Origin of the sequence: Pseudomonas sp. Irchel 3A5, assembly GCF_900187575.1 — a bacterium.
Taxonomy (GTDB): Bacteria; Pseudomonadota; Gammaproteobacteria; order Pseudomonadales; family Pseudomonadaceae; genus Aquipseudomonas; species Aquipseudomonas folii.
This window is the reverse complement of the sequence record NZ_FYDU01000009.1, coordinates 240,910-261,994: the sequence shown is the minus strand read 5'-3', so window position 1 is coordinate 261,994 and position 21,085 is coordinate 240,910. Positions and strand designations below refer to the sequence as shown.

Below are 21,085 nucleotides of genomic sequence, written 5' to 3'. Positions count from 1 at the left end.
ACCCTACGGCAAGACGCATTCTCTGCTGTACTTCCCTTTCCAGAGCCTTCCTCTGCAAGCCAAGCAGAATGATGGCACTCGTCCGTTGATTGGCTGACTAAGGATCAGGTCAAGCGAGTTGCTTGCCTACTGACATGGAAAGGACATGAACGAAACCACGTTGCAATACAAAACCCTGATCCTGCTGTTGGTGCTGGTGACCATCGCGTTCATATGGATCCTGCTGCCGTTCTACGGCGCGGTGTTCTGGGCGGTGATCCTCGGCATCATCTTCGCGCCGGTACAGCGTCGCTTGCTGCTGAAATTTGGCTGGCAGCGAAATCTGACGTCGCTTTGCACCTTGATGATCTGTCTGGTGATCGCGATTTTACCGGTCATTGTCATCAGTGCCTTGCTGGTTCAGGAAGGTGCCACGCTCTACAAGAACGTCGAAAGCGGGCAACTCGATATCGCCAGCTATCTGGCCGAGTTCAAAGGCTTGTTACCGCATTACGTTCAGGGCTGGCTAGACAGACTGGGCATGGGCGATCTCGATGGTCTGCGCGACAAGATCGCCAAAGGCGCGATGCAGGGCAGTCAGTACCTGGCGACGCAGGCATTCAGCTTCGGTCAGGGCACCTTCGACTTTGTCGTGGGCTTTTTCATCATGTTGTACCTGTTGTTCTTCTTTCTGCGTGATGGTCAGGAACTGGTGCGCAAGATGCGTATTGCTGTGCCTCTGGCTGAACCCCAGAAGCGTCGCCTGCAACTGAAGTTCACGCGCGTCGTGCGTGCCACCGTCAAAGGCAACGTCGTCGTCGCGATCACCCAGGGTGCTCTCGGTGGATTCATCTTCTGGTGTCTCGACATTCCCAGCGCTCTGCTCTGGGCGGTCATCATGGCATTTCTGTCGCTGCTGCCAGCCGTGGGGGCGGGGATTGTCTGGGCACCGGTGGCGGTTTACTTCCTGTTGAGCGGGATGATCTGGCAGGGCGTAGTGCTCGCGCTGTTCGGCGTGTTCGTGATTGGACTGGTCGACAACGTGCTGCGACCTATTCTGGTCGGCAAAGATACCAAGATGCCTGACTACCTGATTCTGATCTCCACCCTGGGCGGCATGTCGGTATTCGGCCTGAATGGTTTCGTGATCGGGCCGATGGTCGCTGCGCTGTTCATGTCTACCTGGGGCCTGTTCGTCAGCGCCAAGAAGACGGTACGTTTGCCGGGTTGAGATTCTCCTGGCGAAAAAAAAACCTGCTCAATCGAGCAGGTTTTTTTATGCGTCCCGTCATGCCTGATCCTTGAGAGATCAGCCCATCAGACCTGCATGCTTGACCAAGTCCAGCAGAGGCTGCGGATAGACACCCAGTACGAAGGTCAGAATGGCGATGGCCAGCAGCATCACGCCGCCGGTACGTTGCGCCCAGTTGAAGGCAGCGTCGTGGCGTGGCAGCTTGGAGTCCACCAGGTACAGGGTCACCATCACGCGCAGGTAGTAGAAGACGCCGATGGCGCTACCGATAATCAGTGCACCGAGCAACCACCAGAGCTTCGACTCAACGCCGGTCGCGATGATGTAGAACTTGCCGATGAAGCCAGCCGTCAGCGGGATACCCGCCAGGGACAGCATCATCAGGGTCATCACCGCTGTGAGGTACGGGCGACGCCAGAACAGACCGCGGTACTCGAACATCGCATCGGTATCACGGCCACTGTACGGCGACGACATCATGGTGATTACACCGAAGCTGCCAAGGCTGGTCAGTACATAGGTGACCAGATACACGCCGATAGCCTCAACCGCCATGCCTTTGGTCGCCACCAGGGCGATCATCAGGTAGCCGAAGTGCGCGATGGACGAGTAACCCAGCAGACGCTTCAAGTTGTTCTGCATCAAAGCCAGCAGGTTGCCGACGATGATCGACGCAACGGCGATGACCGCCAGTACGTCATGCAGTATGCCGCTGCTGGCTGCCGGGGAAATCTGGAACAGCCGCACCAGCACCGCGAACACCGCAACCTTGCTGGCGGTGGCCAGGAAAGCCGCTACCGGGGCAGGGGCGCCCTCGTAGACGTCCGGGGTCCACAGGTGGAAAGGTACCAGCGACAGTTTGAACGCCAAACCTACCAGCATCATGCCCAGACCCAGGCTGGCAATCGGGCTAGGCAGGCCGCTTGCAGCCAGCGCCTTGCCGATGCCATCAAAGCTCAGCGAGCCCGCTTCGGCGTACAACAGCGCCATGCCGAACAGCAGGAACGCCGAACCGGCTGCCGAGAGCACCATGTACTTGATACCGGCTTCCAGCGAGCGCTTGTTGAAGAACGCGTAGGCAACAAGCCCGTACACTGGCACCGACAACAGCTCCAGACCGATGAACAGGCCTGCCAGGTGTTGCGCGCTGACCAGTACCAGACCGCCAGCTGCCGCCAGCAGGATCAACAGGTAAAGTTCTTCACGATTGCCGGGGTAGCCCGCTTTACCGTCGCCGAGATAGGCGTGAGCCATGGTCACACAAGCCAGAGTCGACGCCAGGATCAGCGCCATGTAAAGGCAAGCGAAGCTGTCGATCTGCAGCAGAGGCGTCACTACCAGCGGAGCGACTTTCAGTGCCGGGTAGATCGACAGCAGGGCCAGGTTAAGCCCCGCCACGCTGAGCAGGAAGGTTTGTGAGTGATTGCGGCGCCATGCGATCGCCAGCATCACCACAACAATGGTAAGGCTGGTAATCAGCAGTGGGGCAAGCGCAATAAAGTGTTGAATCGTCAGGTCCATAGCGCTCTTACCGGGCCGAAGCGAGTTGAGTGAAGGCAGTGCCGAGCCATTGCTGCACGCCGTGCATGGTCGCTGCCGACGTATCGAGGAATGGTTGCGGGTAAACCCCGACCAGTACCAGCAATACGGCCAGGCCGAGCACCATGATCATTTCTCGTCCATCCATACCCTTGAGCGGCTCGTCGGATTTGGACGGGCCGAAGTAGGCGCGATGAATCATGATCAGCGAGTAGACAGAGCCAAACACCAGACCGGACGTGGCAATTGCGGTGATCCATGGCGCACTGACAAAGCTGCCCAGCAGGATCAGGAACTCACCCACAAAGTTACCGGTACCCGGCAGACCCAGAGAGGCGGCCGCGAAGAACAGGCTGATCGCTGGCAAGTAGGCGATACGCGACCACAAACCACCCATTTCACGCATGTCACGCGTATGCAGGCGCTCGTACAGCTGACCACTGAGGATAAACAGCGCAGCAGCAGAAAGGCCGTGAGCAAGCATCTGAATCACGACGCCTTGCAGCGCTTGCTGGCTACCGGAGTAGATACCGATCAGCACGAAGCCCATGTGCGAGACGCTGGAGAAGGCGATCAGACGTTTGATGTCGGTCTGCGCGAACGCCAGGAAGGCACCGTAGAAAATACCGATCAGGCCCAGAATCATCGCGATAGGCGCGAACTCGGCAGAGGCGTTCGGGAACAGCGGTAGAGCAAAGCGCAGCAGGCCATACGCGGCGGTTTTCAGCAGGATACCCGCCAGATCGACCGAACCCGCTGTTGGTGCCTGGGCGTGAGCATCCGGCAGCCACGAGTGGAATGGCACCACTGGCAGCTTCACCGCGAAGGCAATGAAGAAACCCAGCATCAGGATGTATTCGGTGCCCGGTGCCAGTTGCGTCTTCAACAGCGTGGCGTAATCGAACGTGATCACTCCGGTCTGATTGAAGTTGACCAGTACCAGACCGAGGATCGCCACCAACATGATCAGGCCGCTGGCCTGAGTGAAGATGAAGAACTTGGTCGCGGCGTAGATGCGTGTCTTCTTGCCGTCCGCCGAGCTGTGACCCCAGAGCGCGATGAGGAAATACATCGGCACCAGCATCATTTCCCAGAAAAAGAAGAACATGAACAGGTCGATGGCCAGGAACACGCCAATCACGCCACCGAGGATCCACATCAGGTTGAGGTGGAAGAAACCAACGTTACGCTGGATCTCTTTCCACGAACACAACACCGACAGCACACCGAGCAGGCCGGTCAGCAGAATCATCAGCAACGAAAGACCATCAAGGGCAAGGTGGACGCTGATGCCGAAGCGGGCAATCCACAAGTGCTTGAATTCGATGGCCCAGGTTGGGTCGACGCCGGGAGCTGGTGCGTAACTGTAGTTGCCAGTACTCCACAACCAGAGGCCCAGGGCCAGTTCGAGGGACATGGTCAGCAGCGCGATCCAGCGTGGCAGGGTAGGGCCGAAGCGCTCACCTTGCCAGCACAGCAGGCCACCGATAAAGGGGATCAGGATTAGCCAAGGCAGAATCATGACGGGCTCAATTCCTTTCGCAAATTCGCAAGGTTCATGTCAGACCGCAACCACAACGACGGCGCCGAGTACCAGTACGGCACCTATAGCGATCGAAGCGGCATACCAGCGCAGTTGACCGGTTTCGGTACGGGTCATGCTGCCATGACCTGCCTTGACCAGACGTGGGATCAAACCAATGGTGTGGTCCAGTGGGTCGCTACGCAGCAACTGGCAGATAGCCAGATACGGCTTGACGAACAGCTTGTCGTACACCCAATCGAAACCCCATGCCGCGAACCACCAGGCCGACAGGAAACGGCCGGGTGCGCTGTTGGCGATGGAAGTGACCAAGCGGCGCTTGCCCAGGAACAGCAAGGCTGCGAGCAGGATGCCGGCCAGCGCGATAGCGCCTGAAGCGATTTCCAGACTGTGCTTGGCATCGCCACCGGCGTGGCCGACGCTTTGCGGCAGTACACCCGCCAGCGGTGGGGTGATCAGCGCGCCGACGAAGGTCGACAGCACGATCAGCACACTCAACGGCAACCAGTGAGCGATACCGTGACCTGCGTGCGCTTCCGTTTTCGCTTCACCGTGGAAGGTGATGAAGATCAGGCGGAAGGTGTACAGCGAAGTCATGAATGCGCCGACCAGACCGGCGTACAGCAGACCATTGTTGCCGCTGGCGAACGCTTCCCAGAGAATTTCGTCCTTGGAGTAGAAACCCGCCGTCAACAATGGCAGGGCCGCAAGGGCCGAGCCGCCGACGATGAAGCTGGCGTAGGCCAGAGGCAGTTTCTTCCAAAGGCCGCCCATCTTGAAAATGTTCTGCTCGTGGTGGCAGGCAACGATCACCGCACCGGATGCGAGGAACAGCAGCGCCTTGAAGAAGGCGTGAGTCATCAGGTGGAAGATCGCGCCTTCCCAGGCACCGACGCCCAGCGCCAGGAACATGTAGCCGATCTGGCTCATGGTCGAGTAGGCGAGGATACGTTTGATGTCGGTCTGTACCAGTGCTGCGAAACCGGCCAGAACCAGTGTCACACCGCCGACGATGCCTACCAGATGCAGGATGTCCGGTGCCAGGGCGAACAAGCCGTGGGTACGGGCGATCAGGTAAACACCGGCGGTCACCATGGTTGCAGCGTGGATCAGTGCCGAAACCGGAGTCGGACCGGCCATCGCATCGGCCAGCCAGGTTTGCAGCGGCAGTTGCGCGGATTTACCGACAGCGCCACCCAGCAGCAGCAGAGTTGCCAGCACGATCCAGAAGTCGCCGACCTTGAAGTGCTCAGGGGCACGAACCAGCAATTCCTGGATATTCAGCGTACCCAGTTGCTGGAACAGGATGAACAGGCCGATGGCCATGAACACGTCGCCGATACGGGTCACGATAAAGGCTTTCAGTGCGGCGTTACCGTTGTTGCGGTTGCTGTAGTAGAAACCGATCAACAGATAGCTGCACAGGCCTACGCCTTCCCAACCGAAGTACAGGAACAACAGGTTATCGCCGAGTACCAAGAACAGCATGCTGGCGATAAACAGGTTGGTGTACGCGAAGAAGCGCGAGTAACCCGCTTCGCCACGCATGTACCAGGAAGCGAACAGGTGAATCAGGAAACCGACGCCGACCACCACGCCCAGCATCGTTACGGACAGGCCGTCCAGATACAGTGCGAAGTTAGGTTCGAAACCGTCCACGGCCATCCAGCGCCACAACACCTGGGTGTAATGACCCCCTTCAGGCGGTGCGACGTTGAATTGCCAGATGACCCAGGCGGTGACAATGGCCGACAGGCCAATAGAGCCAACGCCGATCAGTGCCGCGAGGTTTTCCGAGATGCGTCCACGAGAGAACGACAGCAGCAGAAAACCGATCAGGGGAAATACGAAAGTCAGAAAGAGTAGGTTCATCCGCGCATCTCACTGGCAGCGTCGATATCGAGCGTGTGGAAGCGGCGATACAGCTGCATCAGGATCGCCAGGCCAATACTGGCCTCGGCAGCAGCCAGGGTGATCACCAGGATGAACATGACTTGTCCATCCGGCTGAGCCCAGCGGCTACCGGCAACGACGAACGCCAGAGCCGATGCGTTCATCATGATCTCCAGGCTCATCAACACAAAAAGAATGTTACGGCGCACCATCAGACCTACGAGGCCGAGAACGAACAGGACTCCGGCAACCGCCAGACCGTGCTCCAGAGGGATAGCATTCATTGGCTTGGCTCCTTCGCTTCGTTGCGGCCCAGATGGAATGCCGTCACCGCTGCCGCCAGCAGAAGCATCGAGGCCAGCTCGACCACCAGCAGGTAAGGCCCGAACAGGCTGATGCCGACTGCCTTGGCGTCGACGGTAGTGTGACCGATAGCGGCGCCTGTCTGATTGGCGAACAGCACATACAGCAGTTCAGCCAACAGCAGCGCACCGAGAATCACCGGGCCGACCCAGACACCGGGTTTCAGCCAGGTGCGCTCCTGCTGAACCGAGGCCGGGCCAAGGTTGAGCATCATCACCACGAAAACGAACAGGACCATGATCGCGCCCGCGTAAGCGATAACTTCCAGTACCCCGGCGAACGGAGCGCCAAGGCTGAAGAACGTCATCGCCACGGCGATCAGCGAAATGATCAGGTAGAGCAGGGCGTGCACCGGGTTCGTGTTGGTGATCACCCGCAGGGTGGACACTACAGCGATGCCGGATGCGAAATAGAAAGCGAATTCCATCTTTACTTCCTTAAGGCAGCAAGCTCTTGACGTTGATCGGTTCGGCTTCGTTCTGCGCAGAGCCCTTGGGCTTGCCAGCGACGGCCATACCGGCGACGCGATAGAAGTTGTAGTCAGGGTTCTTGCCGGGTCCGGAGATCAGCAGATCTTCTTTCTCGTAAACCAGGTCCTGACGCTTGAACTCGGCCATTTCGAAATCCGGTGTCAACTGGATCGCAGTGGTCGGGCAGGCTTCTTCGCACAGGCCGCAGAAAATGCAACGCGAGAAGTTGATGCGGAAGAACTCGGGATACCAACGACCGTCATCGGTTTCGGCTTTCTGCAGCGAGATACAGCCAACCGGGCACGCCACGGCGCACAGGTTGCAGGCTACGCAGCGTTCTTCACCATCAGGGTCGCGGGTCAGCACGATACGACCGCGATAGCGCGGCGGCAGGTACACCGCTTCTTCCGGGTATTGCAGGGTGTCGCGTTTGCGGAAGCCGTGACCGAATACCATCACCAGGCTTCGCAACTGGGTACCAGTACCCTTAACGATGTCGCCAATATATTTGAACATGGGTCAAATCCTCACTGAACCGAGCCGGCTGGTGTGTTCAACAGCACAACCGCAGCAGTCACCAGCAAATTGATCAGGGTCAGCGGCAGACAGAATTTCCAGCTGAAATCCATGACCTGGTCATAGCGTGGGCGCGGGATGGATGCACGCAGCAGGATGAACAGCATGATGAAGAATGCAGTCTTGATGGCGAACCAGAAGAACGACAGCGAAGGCAGGATATCGAACGGACCGTGCCAGCCACCGAAGAACAATGTCACCAGCAGCGCCGAGATCAGAATGATGCCGATGTATTCGCCAACGAAGAACATGCCCCACTTCATGCCTGCATATTCAATGTGGTAGCCGTCAGCCAATTCCTGCTCCGCTTCCGGCTGGTCGAACGGGTGACGGTGAGTCACGGCGACGCCAGCAATGAAGAAGGTACAGAAGCCGAAGAACTGCGGAATGATGAACCACAGGTTCTGTGCCTGATATTCAACGATGTCGCGCATGTTGAACGAGCCAACCTGAACCACGATGCCCATCAACGCCAGACCCATGAACACTTCATAGGACACGGTTTGTGCCGAGGCACGCAGAGCACCGAGCAGGGCGAACTTGTTGTTACTCGACCAACCGGCGAACAACACCGCGTACACCGAAAGACCGGCCATTGCGAAGAAGAACAGCAGACCGATGTTCAGATCCGCCACGCCCCAGCTAGGGGTGATCGGGATAATCGAGAACGCGATCAGCAGGGCGCTCATGGCAACCACCGGGGCCAGGGTGAAGATCACCTTGTCGGCAAACGGCGGAGTCCAGTCTTCCTTGAAGAACATTTTCAGCATGTCGGCAGCAATCTGGAACATGCCGAACGGGCCAACGCGGTTCGGACCGTAACGGTCCTGCCACCAGCCCAGCAGACGACGTTCCACAAAGCTCAGCAGTGCACCGCAAACCACAACGGCCAGCAGCACAACTATGGCCTTGACGACAGCAATGATTGCGTCGATCACATCAGGGGTGAACCAACTCATTGCGCTGCCTCCTGCAGACCGTCAACGGATTTGCCGAAAATCGCGGGCGGGATACCGGCCAGACCGGCTGGCAACGCGACCAGGCCTGCACCCAGCTCTTCGTTGATACGCAGCGGCAGACGCAGGGTCTGACCAGCAACGTTCAACGACAGCAAGGCACCTTCGTTGACGCCCAGGCGATCGGCTTCCGATTTGGCCAGAGCAACATAAGGGGCAGGAATGCGTTCTTGAACCGGGCCGGCTTTCGAAGAGTTCTCTTCGCTGCCGAACAGGTGATAGAACGGCACCACTTGCCATGTCCCTTGAGCCGGGGAGAAGGCGCGAGGTGCGCTGGTGAACCAGCTCAGGTTATCGCCCTGGGTTTCGATCAGACGGGTACCCGGATCACCGGCACGCAAGTGACCGCCCACTTCATCCTGGAACTTGTTCCACGCTTGTGGCGAGTTCCAGCCCGGAGACCAGGCGAAAGGCACTTGTTGACGTGGTTCAACCGAGCCCGAATAACCTTCCATAGAGAAGGAGAACGCGGTGTCGTTGTCCTGGGAGGTACGCGGTTCATGCACGCTGATGTTGGCGCGCATGGCTGTACGGCCACTGTAGCGCAGTGGTTCGCGAGCCAGCTTCAAGCCTTTGATGCGGAACGCAGCCGACGGCGCGGCGTTGACGATGGCGGCCAGTTGCGGAGTGCTTGCCGCGCAGGCAGCCGTCACGTGGTCGAGCAACGTCCAGTCCACCGGCTTGTTCAGCAGGGTCGCACGCAGGGCATGCAGCCAGCGCCAGCCTTCGTGAACCAGGATGCTGGCATCCAGATAAGTCGGGTCGAATACCTGGAAGAAGCGCTGAGCACGGCCTTCCTGGCTGACCAGAGTACCGTCGCCTTCAGCAAAGCTGGCAGCAGGCAGCACCAAGTGAGCACGGTCACCGGTCGGGGTTTTCTGATGATCAGCCACGATCACGACTTTCGCCGCGCTCAGAGCTGCATCGACCTTGGCGGCATCGGTGCGGGTGTAAAGATCGTTTTCCAGCACGACAATGGCGTCGGCCTTGCCGTCGATTACTGCTTGCAGCGCGGCATCGACAGAGTCGCCACCCAGCTGGGCCAGGCCGAGGCTGTTGGCTTCCGGCACGATCAGGCTGATGGAGCCTGCCTTGTCGCGCAGCTTCAGCGCTTTGGCAATGTTGGCCGCGGCTTCGATCAGGGCTTTGGAACCCAGCGAAGTACCGGCGATGATCAGTGGGCGCTTGGCGGCCAGCAGGGCGTCGGCAATACGTTGGGCCAGTTCAAGGGCTTCAGGCTCAAGGCCTTGAACGGCTGGCGCACTGGCATCCAGCGCGTGAGCGACGGCGAAACCGATACGCGCCAGATCGTCCGGTGCTGCGTGGACGCATTCTTCGGCAACATCATCCAGTTTGGTTTCGGCCAGGCTGGCGATGAACAGTGGGTTCAGCTCGTGCTGACCGATGTTCTTCACTGCCGCGTCGAGCCATGGCTGGACTTTCATGGCGGCGGCCATGTCTTCGGCCTTGCCTTTCACGGCTTGACGCAGGCCCAGCGCCAGACGTGCAGCGGTCTGGGTCAGGTCTTCGCCAAGGACAAAAATCGCATCGTGGTCTTCGATGTCACGCAGGGTCGGGATTGGCAGCGGGCTGTCTTTCAACACCTGGGCCACCAGACGGATGCGCTCCAGCTCGGAGGCTTCGATACCCGAATAGAAGTGTTCTGCGCCGACCAGCTCGCGCAACGCGTAGTTGCTTTCCAGGCTGGCGCGTGGCGAACCGATGCCGACGATATTGCGACCGCGCAGCAAGTCCGCCGCTTTGTCCAGCGCCTGATCCAGGCTCAGTTTGCTGCCATCGGCCAGATGCGGTTGACGCGGACGGTCTTCGCGGTTGGTGTAGCCATAACCGAAGCGGCCACGGTCACACAGGAAATACTGGTTCACCGAACCGTTGTAGCGGTTCTCGATGCGGCGAATTTCACCGTAGCGCTCGCCCGGGCTGATGTTGCAACCGCTGGAGCAGCCATGGCAGATGCTCGGCGAGAACTGCATGTCCCACTTACGGTTGTAGCGCTCGGAGTGAGTCTTGTCGGTGAACACACCGGTCGGGCAGACCTCGGTGAGGTTGCCGGAGAACTCGCTTTCCAGAACGCCGTCTTCAACGCGACCGAAGTACACGTTGTCGTGGGCGCCGAAAACGCCGAGGTCGGTGCCGCCCGCGTAGTCTTTATAGAAACGCACGCAGCGGTAGCAGGCGATGCAGCGGTTCATCTCGTGAGCGATGAACGGGCCGAGTTCCTGATTCTGGTGAGTCCGTTTGGTGAAGCGATAACGGCGCTCGTTGTGGCCGGTCATTACCGTCATGTCTTGCAGGTGGCAATGACCGCCTTCCTCACAGACCGGGCAGTCGTGGGGGTGGTTGGTCATCAGCCACTCGACAACACTGGCCCGGAAGGCCTTGGATTCTTCATCTTCGATGGAAATCCAGGTGTTATCGGTGGCTGGAGTCATGCAGGACATGACGATACGACCACGGGTGTCGTTCTCGTCGGTGTACTGCTTGACCGCACATTGGCGACAGGCGCCAACGCTGCCAAGGGCGGGGTGCCAGCAGAAATACGGGATGTCGAGGCCTAGCGACAGACATGCCTGTAACAGGTTGTCTGCCCCATCGACTTCGAGCGCTTTGCCGTCTACGTGGATAGTGGCCATGGTTCAAAGGTCTTCGTTGGCCCGGTGTCAGCGGGCGTGGCTAATGGAATCTTGTTATTCGCGCGACTCTAAACAGCCTTCAGGGCGTCATCACGCGGTGGACCGGAGGCATTCCCCCGGCCTTGCAAACGGTTACGCGCCGACGATGATCGGTCTTGCCAGAGGCGGGACGGCTGCGCTGGTGGGCGCTATACCGGCCTCGAACTCCGGGCGGAAATATTTGATCGCACTGCCCAACGGCTCCACGGCACCCGGCGCGTGAGCACAGAAGGTTTTGCCCGGGCCAAGGAAGCCCACGAGTCCCAGCAGGGTTTCGATATCTCCCGCCTGACCATGGCCTTTTTCCAGGGCGCGCAGAATCTTCACGCTCCATGGCAAACCGTCACGGCAGGGGGTGCAGAAACCGCAGGATTCCTGAGCGAAGAACTCTTCCATGTTGCGCAGCAGTGAGACCATGTTGACCTTGTCGTCAACGGCCATGGCCAGCCCGGTACCCATCCGTGTGCCGACCTTGGCGATGCCGCCGGCATACATTTGCGCTTCGAGGTGTTCCGGCAGCAGGAAGCCTGTACCGGCACCGCCTGGCTGCCAGCACTTGAGCTTGTAGCCGTCACGCATGCCGCCTGCGTAGTCTTCGAACAACTCACGGGCTTGCACGCCGAAGGGCAGTTCCCACAGGCCAGGGTTTTTCACCTTGCCGGAGAACCCCATCAGCTTGGTGCCGTGGTCTTCACTGCCTTCGCGGGCGATGGATTTGTACCAGTCATTACCGTTGCCAACGATGGCTGGCACGTTGCACAGCGTCTCGACGTTGTTCACGCAGGTCGGCTTGCCCCACACGCCAACGGCGGCAGGGAAGGGCGGCTTGGAGCGCGGGTTGGCGCGACGGCCTTCCAGGGAGTTGATCAGTGCGGTTTCTTCACCGCAGATATAACGCCCGGCGCCGGTGTGCACGAAAAGCTCGAAATCAAAGCCGGTGCCCAGAATGTTCTTGCCCAGCAGACCGGCTGCCTTGGCTTCTGCCACGGCACGGTTAAGGTGCTTTGCCGCCGTGACGTACTCGCCGCGCAGGAAGATGTAACCGCGGTAGGCTTTCAGTGCACGAGCACTGATCAGCATGCCTTCCACCAACAGGTGTGGCAGCTGCTCCATCAGCATCCGGTCCTTCCAGGTGTTGGGCTCCATTTCATCCGCGTTGCATAGCAGGTAGCGGATGTTCATGGATTCGTCTTTGGGCATCAGGCCCCACTTCACACCCGTGGGGAAGCCTGCACCGCCACGCCCTTTAAGGCCGGAATCTTTCACGGACTGGACGATGTCGTCAGGCGATTGCTGGGTGAGCGCCTTGCGCGCGGCCGCATAACCGTCTTTGGCCTGATACTCGTCAAGCCATACCGGCTCGCCGTCATCGCGCAGACGCCAGGTCAGCGGATGGGTTTCTGCCGTACGCGCAATGCGGTTGGCAGGGCCGAAGGAAGTGATGGTCATGGGTAACCCTCCAGCATCTTGGCCACAGTGCCGGGTTGCACGTCGCCAAAGGTGTCATCGTCGACCATCACGGCCGGGGCTTTGTCGCAGTTGCCCAGGCAGCAGACCGGCAGCAGGGTGAAACGCCCGTCGGCCGTGGTCTGGCCTGGAGCGATGCCCAGCGAATTCTGGATCTCTTCGACGACCGATTCGTGACCGGCGATGAAGCAGACCATGCTGTTGCAGACGCGAATAATGTGGCGGCCGACCGGCTGACGGAAGATCTGGCTGTAGAACGTCGCCACACCTTCAACGTCGCTGGCAGGAATGCCGATCAGTTCGCCGATGGCGTAGATCGCCCCGTCCGGCACCCAGCCACGTTCCTTCTGAACGATCTTCAGGGCTTCGATGGACGCCGCGCGCGGGTCCTCGTAGTGATGCAGCTCGTGCTCGATGGCCGAGCGCTCTGTTTCGCTCAGGGCGAAACGGTCTGTCTGGATAAGCGTGCTGTTCATGCTCATGCTTAGCGGTCCACGTCGGCCATAACGAAATCGATACTACCCAGGTACGCGATCAAGTCCGCGACCATGCTGCCTTTGATCACCGAAGGGATCTGTTGCAGATGCGGGAAGCTTGGGGTGCGGATCCGGGTACGGTAGCTCATGGTGCCGCCGTCGCTCGTCAGGTAGTAACTGTTGATGCCCTTGGTCGCTTCAATCATCTGGAAGGATTCGTTGGCCGGCATGACCGGGCCCCACGAAACTTGCAGGAAGTGCGTGATCAAGGTCTCGATGTGCTGCAGCGTGCGTTCTTTCGGTGGCGGCGTGGTCAGCGGGTGATCCGCCTTGTACGGGCCTTCCGGCATGTTGCGCATGCACTGGTCGATGATCTTGATGCTCTGGCGCATCTCTTCGACGCGAACCATGCAGCGGTCGTAGGCATCGCCGTTGGCTGCCAGCGGGACTTCAAACTCGAAGTTCTCGTAGCCGGAATAAGGACGCGCTTTACGCAGGTCGAAATCGCAACCGGTGGAACGCAGGCCTGCACCGGTGACACCCCATTCCAGGGCCTCTTTGGTGTTGTAGGCAGCGACACCGATGGTCCGGCCTTTCAGGATGCTGTTTTGCAGCGCCGCTTTGGTGTACTCGTCGAGACGCTTCGGCAACCAGTCAACGAAGTCCTTGACCAGTTTTTCCCAGCCGCGTGGCAGGTCGTGGGCAACGCCACCGATGCGATACCAGGCCGGGTGCAGACGGAAACCGGTAATGGCTTCGATCACGGTGTAAGCGCGCTGACGGTCGGTGAAGGTGAAGAACACCGGGGTCATGGCGCCCACGTCCTGAATGTAAGTCCCCAGGAACAGCAAGTGGCTGGTGATCCGGAAGAACTCGGCCATCATGATGCGGATGGTGTCGACTTTCTCAGGCACCTTGATGCCAGCCAGCTTCTCGACCGAGAGCACATACGGCAGGTTGTTCATCACGCCGCCCAGATAATCGATCCGGTCGGTGTACGGAATGAAGCTGTGCCACGACTGACGCTCGGCCATTTTCTCGGCACCACGGTGGTGGTAGCCAATGTCCGGAACGCAATCGACGATTTCTTCACCGTCCAGTTGCAGAATGATGCGGAACGCACCGTGGGCCGAAGGGTGGTTCGGACCCAGGTTGAGGAACATGTAGTCCTCGTTCGTCCCGGAACGCTTCATGCCCCAGTCTTCCGGATTGAAGCGCGCGGCTTCCTCTTCCAGTTGCTGCTTGGCGAGCGTCAGGCTGAACGGATCGAACTCGGTAGCGCGCGCCGGGAAGTCCTTGCGCAGCGGGTGACCTTCCCAGGTTGGCGGCATCATGATGCGGCTCAGGTGCGGGTGACCCGGGAAGTCGATACCGAACATGTCCCAGACTTCACGCTCGTACCAGTTGGCGTTGGGCCAGATCCTGGTCACGGTCGGCAGGCTGAGGTCACTTTCGGACAGCGCTACCTTGATCATCACGTCGCTGTTACGTTCGATCGACAGCAAGTGGTAGAAGACGCTGAAGTCAGCACCTGGCAAGCCGTGGCGCTTGGTGCGCAGACGTTCGTCCACACCATGCAGGTCGTACAGCATGACGTAAGGTTTAGGCAGCTGACGCAGGAAGGTCAGCACCTCGATCAGGCGCGCACGCTCGACCCACAGCACAGGCATGCCAGTGCGGGTCGATTGGGCGGTGAACGCCTCGGCGCCAAAACGGTTGTTCAATTCTACGACGACGTCTTGGTCGTCTGCCTTGTAAGGCGGGATGTACAGAGCTCTGCCTGTAGTCATGGTTTTTTATCGCTTTCGGTCAACGTAAAGAATGAAGCCAGCTATTCGTTCTTTAAAGGGAACAGTTCTGGATCAGACTTCGTCGGGGCTGCGCAGATTGGTCACTGCAATTCGCTGTTCGCGGCGCTGTTCCTTTTGCGACGGCATTTCGGCGCGGTACACGCCTTGATCGCCGACGACCCAGGAAAGAGGGCGACGCTCCTGGCCGATGGATTCCTGCAACAGCATCAAGCCTTGCAGAAACGCTTCGGGGCGGGGCGGGCAGCCGGGCACATAGACATCCACAGGAAGGAACTTGTCCACGCCCTGAACCACGGAATAAATGTCGTACATACCACCGGAGTTGGCACACGAACCCATGGAAATAACCCATTTAGGTTCGAGCATTTGCTCGTAGAGACGCTGAATGATCGGCGCCATCTTGATGAAGCAAGTACCGGCAATAACCATGAAATCCGCCTGTCGCGGCGATGCCCGGATAACCTCGGCGCCGAAGCGGGCGATGTCGTGGGGCGCCGTGAAGGCGGTTGTCATTTCCACATAGCAGCACGACAAGCCGAAGTTGTATGGCCACAGGGAGTTTTTACGTCCCCAGTTGACCGCACCACTCAGCACGTCTTCCAGCTTGCCCATGTAGATGTTTTTGTGGACTTGATCTTCTAGCGGGTCGGAAACAGTTTCCCGTTTGCCGATTGGATACTCGTCATTCGGAGCATCCGGGTCGATCCTGGTGAGATTGTATTGCATCGCCAAAGCCTCATTGTTTTAGCTTCGCTTGCCGATTACGGCGACCTTCAGGAGCCCAATCCAGCGCTCCAACCCGCCATAGGTAGACAAGACCTGCCAACAGAATTGCTATGAAAACGAGTGCTTCGACGAATCCGGTCCAGCCGCTTTCGCGGACGGACACAGACCAGGCAAAGAGATATAGGGCTTCAATGTCGAAGATCACGAAGAGCATCGCGACCAGATAGAATTTTGCCGAAAGGCGAAGGCGGGCACTGCCGGTAGGCAGCATGCCGGATTCAAACGGTTCGTTTTTGCTGCGGCCCCAGGCTCTGCTACCCAGGAGGCTGGAAACACCGAGCATGAAGGCGCACAGGCCGACTACACCCAAAAGGAAAATGGCGAAGCCCCAGTTGTGGGCAATCAAACCTGTCGATTCGGACATGCTGGCATTCCTTGACAGAGATCAATGGTCTCTGAGCTTGAAAATAGTATATGCAGCGACGATATGTCGCAGCGAAATCAATTTCGATGATTTTATGTGCAAAAACAGGGCAAGTAAATTTTCTATATCAAATTAATTTGTGCAATTAATCACTTACGGGCCTGGGGTGAGGGCTTGGAGCAGGCGGGGCGGGGGTTGGCGGGGTTTAAGCTAATTATGTTTCGTTCTAAAAAGTTACGGAAGAAGGACAGTTTTCTAAATGATAATAAGTATCATTTGTTGTTGGGCGAGGTTAATGGCTTTAAATGTGAGGTAGTTGCTGTTTTAGGCGGTTTTCTGATAATTCTCTGTTGACCTTATCGTCGGAATGCCGCCCAGACCAAGCACCGCTCCAACAGGGGATCAAGTTTTTCCTGTGGGAGCGGTGCTTGGTCTGGGCGGCATTCCGACGATAAGGGCGCCGCACATTTCAATCAGTGAAACTGCTCTTCCTCAGTAGAGCCCGTCAGCGCCGTTACCGAAGACACGCCCCCCTGAATCACGGTAGTCACGTCATCGAAATAGCCGGTGCCCACTTCCTGCTGGTGCGCCACAAAGGTATAGCCCTTGGCGGCATCGGCGAATTCCTGCTCCTGCAGCTTCACGTACGCAGTCATGTCGTTACGGGCGTAGTCGTGCGCCAGGTTGAACATGCTGTGCCACATGTTATGGATACCCGCCAGGGTGATGAACTGATGCTTGTATCCCATGGCCGACAGTTCGCGCTGGAATTTGGCAATGGTCGCGTCGTCCAGGTTCTTCTTCCAGTTGAAGGACGGTGAGCAGTTGTACGAGAGCAACTGATCCGGGTACTCCTTCTTGATCGCCTCGGCAAAACGACGGGCTTCGTCCAGATCCGGCTTGGCGGTTTCGCACCAGATCAGGTCGGCATAAGGCGCGTAGGCCAGGCCGCGAGCGATGGCTTGATCAAGCCCGGCCCGGACCTTGTAGAAACCTTCGTGCGTGCGGGTGCCGGTTACGAACGGTTTGTCATACGGATCGCAGTCAGACGTCAGCAGGTCCGCAGCGTTGGCGTCGGTACGCGCCAGAATGATCGTCGGTACACCGGCAACGTCTGCCGCCAGGCGTGCGGCCACCAGTTTTTGTACGGCTTCCTGGGTGGGCACCAGAACCTTGCCACCCATGTGACCGCATTTCTTGACCGATGCCAGTTGATCCTCGAAGTGCACGCCAGCTGCGCCTGCTTCGATCATGCTTTTCATCAGTTCGTAGGCGTTGAGTACACCGCCAAAACCGGCCTCGGCGTCGGCTACGATGGGCGCGAAGTAATCGATGTAGCCTTCGTCGCCCGGACCTTTCCCGGCTTTCCACTGGATCTGGTCGGCACGGCGGAACGAGTTGTTGATGCGCTTGACCACGGTCGGTACCGAGTCCACCGGGTATAGCGATTGATCGGGGTACATCGATTCGGCCGAGTTATTGTCGGCGGCTACCTGCCAGCCAGACAGATAAATCGCCTGAATACCGGCCTTGACCTGTTGTACCGCCTGACCGCCGGTAAGGGCGCCCATGCAGTTAACGAAGTCCTTGTCAGGACGGAAGGAAGGCTTGGCACCTTGAGTGACCAGATTCCAGAGCTTCTCCGCGCCATTCCTGGCGAACGTGTGTTCAGGTTGAACCGAGCCACGCAGGCGGACGACGTCAGCGGCGGAATACGTACGGGTCACATTTTTCCAGCGCGGATTTTCAGCCCAGTCTTTCTCGAGAGCTGCTATTTGTTGTTCGCGTGTCAGTGCCATGAGCGAAACCCCTTTCACATAGGTTTTGTTGGAATGTCCTGCTCCGCCAAAACGCCCCGGATATCGAAGGCACATGGATGGCTGCTCGCTGATCAGATGTCTGGCTACGAGCCTGATTTGCGCGGTGGCGGTGAAAGGAGGTCGTTCGAGGCGGGAAGAGCGAGTTCAAGGCGTAGCTGTGGCGTGCAATCGGGCATTCAAGGGCCTCTTGCGTCACTTGGCAGCTTTGCCGATGGACCGTAATACGCTTCCGTCCCTCAGGACAACTTCGTTCCAGTCGCAACCTCGTCAAACTGCCTTGTGGGCGATACAGACACGAATCGGCTCGTAGGATTTGAGCGCGACCCGAAGGCTCTTTTCAGGGCCTCTGATTAGCGGGAGCGAGGCAATCATGCCTCGCCGCTTATGACCCGTCAAACGTTTTGTAGTGCTTTTTTGTTGTCACTACATTTTGACTCTGGCGCGACCCGTCAGTCAGTTAAAGGCCCTTTGGTACTCGATTTTGCTGGAGCCTTGGTTCACTCGAGGGTTTGCACCATTACCCGCAATGTCATGTCCTCTCGACCCTGGGTTGAATACTGCTGCGTATTGCCTTGGCGGTCAGCAACTGACTGATCACTCACGCCTGCCAGCGTGATCCATTCGCCTAGGCGACCGCTGACCTGGCTGTCGGTACTTTGCACCTTGAAGGCATCGGGCCGTTCCTGGCTGACGCGATCCCGGTTGGTGCTGATGTTCAGGTGCACGATGTCTCCGGTCACGCTGGCTGTGACGTAAAAGCCCTGGGTCACATTGCGGTATTCGGTGTTGCTCTGGGCGTAGCCGTAGTTGTCAGTGCGGGTGGTGGTGACCGGCACGCTTTGGCCGACTTGTATCAGCGCCGGTGCGCCTTCACTGGCCTGCACCTGTTGTACGCCACCCTCGCGGCTGGCAGTGCCGTAATTGATGACGCGGCTCTGGTTCACGCCATTGCTGCTGCGTGAGGCGCTGTCGCTGGTATCTACGCTGATCAGCAGGCGCTTGGGGGCGGTATCGAGTTGCGAGAGCAGGGCGCGCAGTTCTTCGATCTTGCGTGGCTCGGCATTGACGATCAATTGGTTGTTGTAAGCGCTGACCGTACCGTCCGGCCCGAGAAAGGATTTGGCCACCGGCAGCAGGTCATCGCTGGTCCGGTAATTGAGGGGAACCACTTCGGTAGCGGCCATGGCGCCGACACTACATATCAGTAGCAGCGAGGTGAACAGGGTGCGCAGGAACATAGAGCCGATCTCCTGGAACGTCTAAAAGAGCTGAGTTTGCCAGTTTGTCGGCCTGCGGACGCGCAAGTTGAATCGCTCAACGCAAAACGCCCTGCCAACCTGTACCAGCATAGACAGCTGGCGCAGGCGGGCAGGGCGTCAAGTCAGGTCTTTCAGCCTGAATGGCGAGTCATATTCACGTGAGGCAGTCCTGCCTCCAGAAACTCTTCGCTGACGACGGTAAAGCCAAAGCGCTCGTAAAACTCCACGGCTTGTACCTGACCACTGAGTTTTTGCTGCCTAAGGTCACGGCGCTCGGCTTCGTTGATGACGGCGCTGAGCAGCGCTTCACCGACTTTCATCCCGCGCCAGTCCTTGAGGACTGAGAGCCGACCTATTTCACCATCAGGCAGCAGGCGGGCTGTGCCAATGGCAAAGTCACCCTCCAGTGCCAAGAAGTGAATGGCGTCAATGTCTTCAGCGTCCCATTCCAGCTCTGGCGGCACCGACTGCTCGGCAACAAACACAGCATCGCGTACACGGCGGATGTCAGCGTTGTCTTTCTGCCAGTCGGCGACACGCACGTTAGTTCTATTCATCGGCAAACCCCAGGCTTCCTTGTTTTACCAGCTCACAGAGCAGGTTGCGTCCTTCTTCATCGGCCAACCATTGGCCGAGGTTGTCACTGTGCAGGGCATCTGCAGCGCAGATCATTTTCAACAGGTCACGCAGGCTGCCAGGCAGCAGGCGGCTCTGGCCACTGGCGAACAGTAGCAGGTCGTCATCCACTTCGGACCATGCCAGACGTGCGCTTGGGTTGCGAATGAGAACTGCGCCCTGTTCCAGGCTGCTCAGCAGGTCTTCTTCCTCCAGTTCCGGGCCTGTTACCAGTTCCGGATAGCGCGGCTCGGTCATGAACTGGCCGAACCACGTCAGCAGCAGGCGCTCGTCCCCCATGTGTTCGGCCAGCAAGGCTTTCAGGCGGTCGAGAGCGTCATGCTGGATCTGATGGGGATCATTGGCCGGCTGGGCGTCTGCATCCGTGTAGCGCTCTTCATCAGGCGTGAACTGGCTGAGGAAGTCGGTGAAGTGGGTCAGCACTTCGGCAGCGCTCGGGGCGCGGAAGCCGACCGAGTACGTCAGGCAGTCATCGACGGCGACGCCACAGTGTGCCAGGCGTGGCGGCAGATAGAGCATGTCGCCGGGTTCCAGCGTCCACTCTTCGGTCATCTGAAAGTCAGAGAGGATGCGCAGGTCGGCGTGTTGCAGCAGCGGGCTGTCGGAGTCGCACATCTGGCCGATCTGCCAGTGGCGCTTGCCGTGACCTTGCAGCAGGAACACGTCGTAGTTGTCGAAATGCGGGCCGACACCGCCACCTGGAGCGGCATAGCTCACCATCACGTCATCGATACGCCAGCTCGGCAGGAAACGGAAGTTTTCCAGCAGCTCGCCGACTTCCGGGACGAACTGGTCAACGGCCTGAACAAGCAGGGTCCAGTCCTTTTCCGGCAGCTTGCTGAACTCGTCTTCCGCGAACGGACCGCGACGCAGTTCCCATGGGCGCTCGCCATTTTCGATGACCAGTCGCGATTCGACTTCTTCTTCCAGGGCCAGGCCAGCCAGCTCGTCAGGATCGATCGGGCTCTGAAAGTCCGGCAGGGCCTGACGGATCAGGAGTGGCTTTTTCTGCCAGTAGTCACGCAGGAAAACGCGCGCGCTGATGCCGCCCAGAAGTTGAAGAGGAATATCAGGATTCATGTGTAACCTATTGAAAGTTTGTCTTTTCGAGACTGCAATAAAAACGCCCGGCACTGCCGGGC

Annotated in this window: 18 protein-coding genes; 1 reads left to right on the top strand and 17 read right to left on the bottom strand. The window is 58.6% G+C overall.

Going from position 1 to position 21,085, the window contains the following annotated elements; all coding sequences use genetic code 11:
* The first annotated feature begins 145 nt into the window (after positions 1–145).
* Complete coding sequence (locus CKW31_RS17315) at positions 146–1,210, top strand: AI-2E family transporter (protein WP_087265269.1); 1,065 nt, start codon at positions 146–148, stop codon at positions 1,208–1,210.
* 78 nt (positions 1,211–1,288) lie between these two features.
* On the opposite strand, the gene nuoN is transcribed toward CKW31_RS17315, so the two are convergent.
* From nuoN to CKW31_RS17230, 17 genes are all read right to left on the bottom strand, one after another.
* Positions 1,289–2,752: an NADH-quinone oxidoreductase subunit NuoN gene (nuoN, locus tag CKW31_RS17310; protein WP_095097537.1), complete on the bottom strand. Its 1,464-nt coding sequence runs from the start codon at positions 2,750–2,752 to the stop codon at positions 1,289–1,291.
* Positions 2,753–2,759: 7 nt separating this feature from the next.
* A complete protein-coding gene (nuoM, locus tag CKW31_RS17305; protein WP_095097534.1) occupies positions 2,760–4,292 on the bottom strand; it encodes an NADH-quinone oxidoreductase subunit M in 1,533 nt (510 codons plus the stop codon).
* A 39-nt stretch (positions 4,293–4,331) separates the two neighbouring features.
* Positions 4,332–6,185, bottom strand: a complete 1,854-nt coding sequence (nuoL, locus tag CKW31_RS17300) for an NADH-quinone oxidoreductase subunit L (protein ID WP_095097531.1) — start codon at positions 6,183–6,185, stop codon at positions 4,332–4,334.
* Complete coding sequence (gene nuoK, locus CKW31_RS17295; protein ID WP_087265265.1) at positions 6,182–6,490, bottom strand: NADH-quinone oxidoreductase subunit NuoK; 309 nt, start codon at positions 6,488–6,490, stop codon at positions 6,182–6,184. The genes nuoL and nuoK overlap by 4 nt, the downstream gene beginning before the upstream one ends.
* Positions 6,487–6,996: an NADH-quinone oxidoreductase subunit J gene (gene nuoJ / locus CKW31_RS17290; RefSeq protein WP_095097528.1), complete on the bottom strand. Its 510-nt coding sequence runs from the start codon at positions 6,994–6,996 to the stop codon at positions 6,487–6,489. The genes nuoK and nuoJ overlap by 4 nt, the downstream gene beginning before the upstream one ends.
* A 10-nt stretch (positions 6,997–7,006) precedes the next feature.
* A complete protein-coding gene (gene nuoI, locus CKW31_RS17285) occupies positions 7,007–7,555 on the bottom strand; it encodes an NADH-quinone oxidoreductase subunit NuoI (protein ID WP_017123831.1) in 549 nt (182 codons plus the stop codon).
* An 11-nt stretch (positions 7,556–7,566) separates the two neighbouring features.
* Positions 7,567–8,574 carry an NADH-quinone oxidoreductase subunit NuoH gene (gene nuoH / locus CKW31_RS17280; protein ID WP_095097525.1) on the bottom strand — a complete coding sequence of 336 codons (1,008 nt, stop codon included), beginning with the start codon at positions 8,572–8,574 and terminating at the stop codon, positions 7,567–7,569.
* Positions 8,571–11,285 (bottom strand): NADH-quinone oxidoreductase subunit NuoG, encoded by a 2,715-nt coding sequence (gene nuoG / locus CKW31_RS17275; RefSeq protein WP_095097522.1) that lies wholly within the window; start codon positions 11,283–11,285, stop codon positions 8,571–8,573. Before nuoG ends, nuoH begins: the two co-directional genes overlap by 4 nt.
* A gap of 132 nt (positions 11,286–11,417) precedes the next feature.
* Positions 11,418–12,773, bottom strand: a complete 1,356-nt coding sequence (gene nuoF / locus CKW31_RS17270) for an NADH-quinone oxidoreductase subunit NuoF (protein ID WP_095097519.1) — start codon at positions 12,771–12,773, stop codon at positions 11,418–11,420.
* Positions 12,770–13,267: an NADH-quinone oxidoreductase subunit NuoE gene (gene nuoE / locus CKW31_RS17265; RefSeq protein WP_027899395.1), complete on the bottom strand. Its 498-nt coding sequence runs from the start codon at positions 13,265–13,267 to the stop codon at positions 12,770–12,772. The genes nuoF and nuoE overlap by 4 nt, the downstream gene beginning before the upstream one ends.
* Before the next feature lie 8 nt (positions 13,268–13,275).
* Positions 13,276–15,057: an NADH-quinone oxidoreductase subunit C/D gene (nuoC, locus tag CKW31_RS17260; protein WP_095097516.1), complete on the bottom strand. Its 1,782-nt coding sequence runs from the start codon at positions 15,055–15,057 to the stop codon at positions 13,276–13,278.
* Positions 15,058–15,129: 72 nt separating this feature from the next.
* Positions 15,130–15,804, bottom strand: a complete 675-nt coding sequence (locus CKW31_RS17255) for an NADH-quinone oxidoreductase subunit B family protein (protein WP_027899397.1) — start codon at positions 15,802–15,804, stop codon at positions 15,130–15,132.
* Between the two features lie 10 nt (positions 15,805–15,814).
* Positions 15,815–16,228, bottom strand: a complete 414-nt coding sequence (locus CKW31_RS17250) for an NADH-quinone oxidoreductase subunit A (protein ID WP_095097513.1) — start codon at positions 16,226–16,228, stop codon at positions 15,815–15,817.
* Positions 16,229–16,701: 473 nt separating this feature from the next.
* Positions 16,702–18,027: an isocitrate lyase gene (aceA, locus tag CKW31_RS17245; protein WP_027899399.1), complete on the bottom strand. Its 1,326-nt coding sequence runs from the start codon at positions 18,025–18,027 to the stop codon at positions 16,702–16,704.
* Between the two features lie 518 nt (positions 18,028–18,545).
* Entirely contained in the window at positions 18,546–19,286 is a 741-nt protein-coding gene (locus tag CKW31_RS17240; protein ID WP_095097510.1) for a secretin N-terminal domain-containing protein, read from the bottom strand.
* 152 nt (positions 19,287–19,438) lie between these two features.
* Positions 19,439–19,864 (bottom strand): GNAT family N-acetyltransferase, encoded by a 426-nt coding sequence (locus CKW31_RS17235; protein WP_095097507.1) that lies wholly within the window; start codon positions 19,862–19,864, stop codon positions 19,439–19,441.
* The gene (locus CKW31_RS17230; protein WP_095097504.1) at positions 19,857–21,023 is read right to left on the bottom strand and encodes a cupin domain-containing protein; all 1,167 of its coding nucleotides are present in this window, start codon (positions 21,021–21,023) and stop codon (positions 19,857–19,859) included. The genes CKW31_RS17235 and CKW31_RS17230 overlap by 8 nt, the downstream gene beginning before the upstream one ends.
* Positions 21,024–21,085 lie beyond the last annotated feature (62 nt).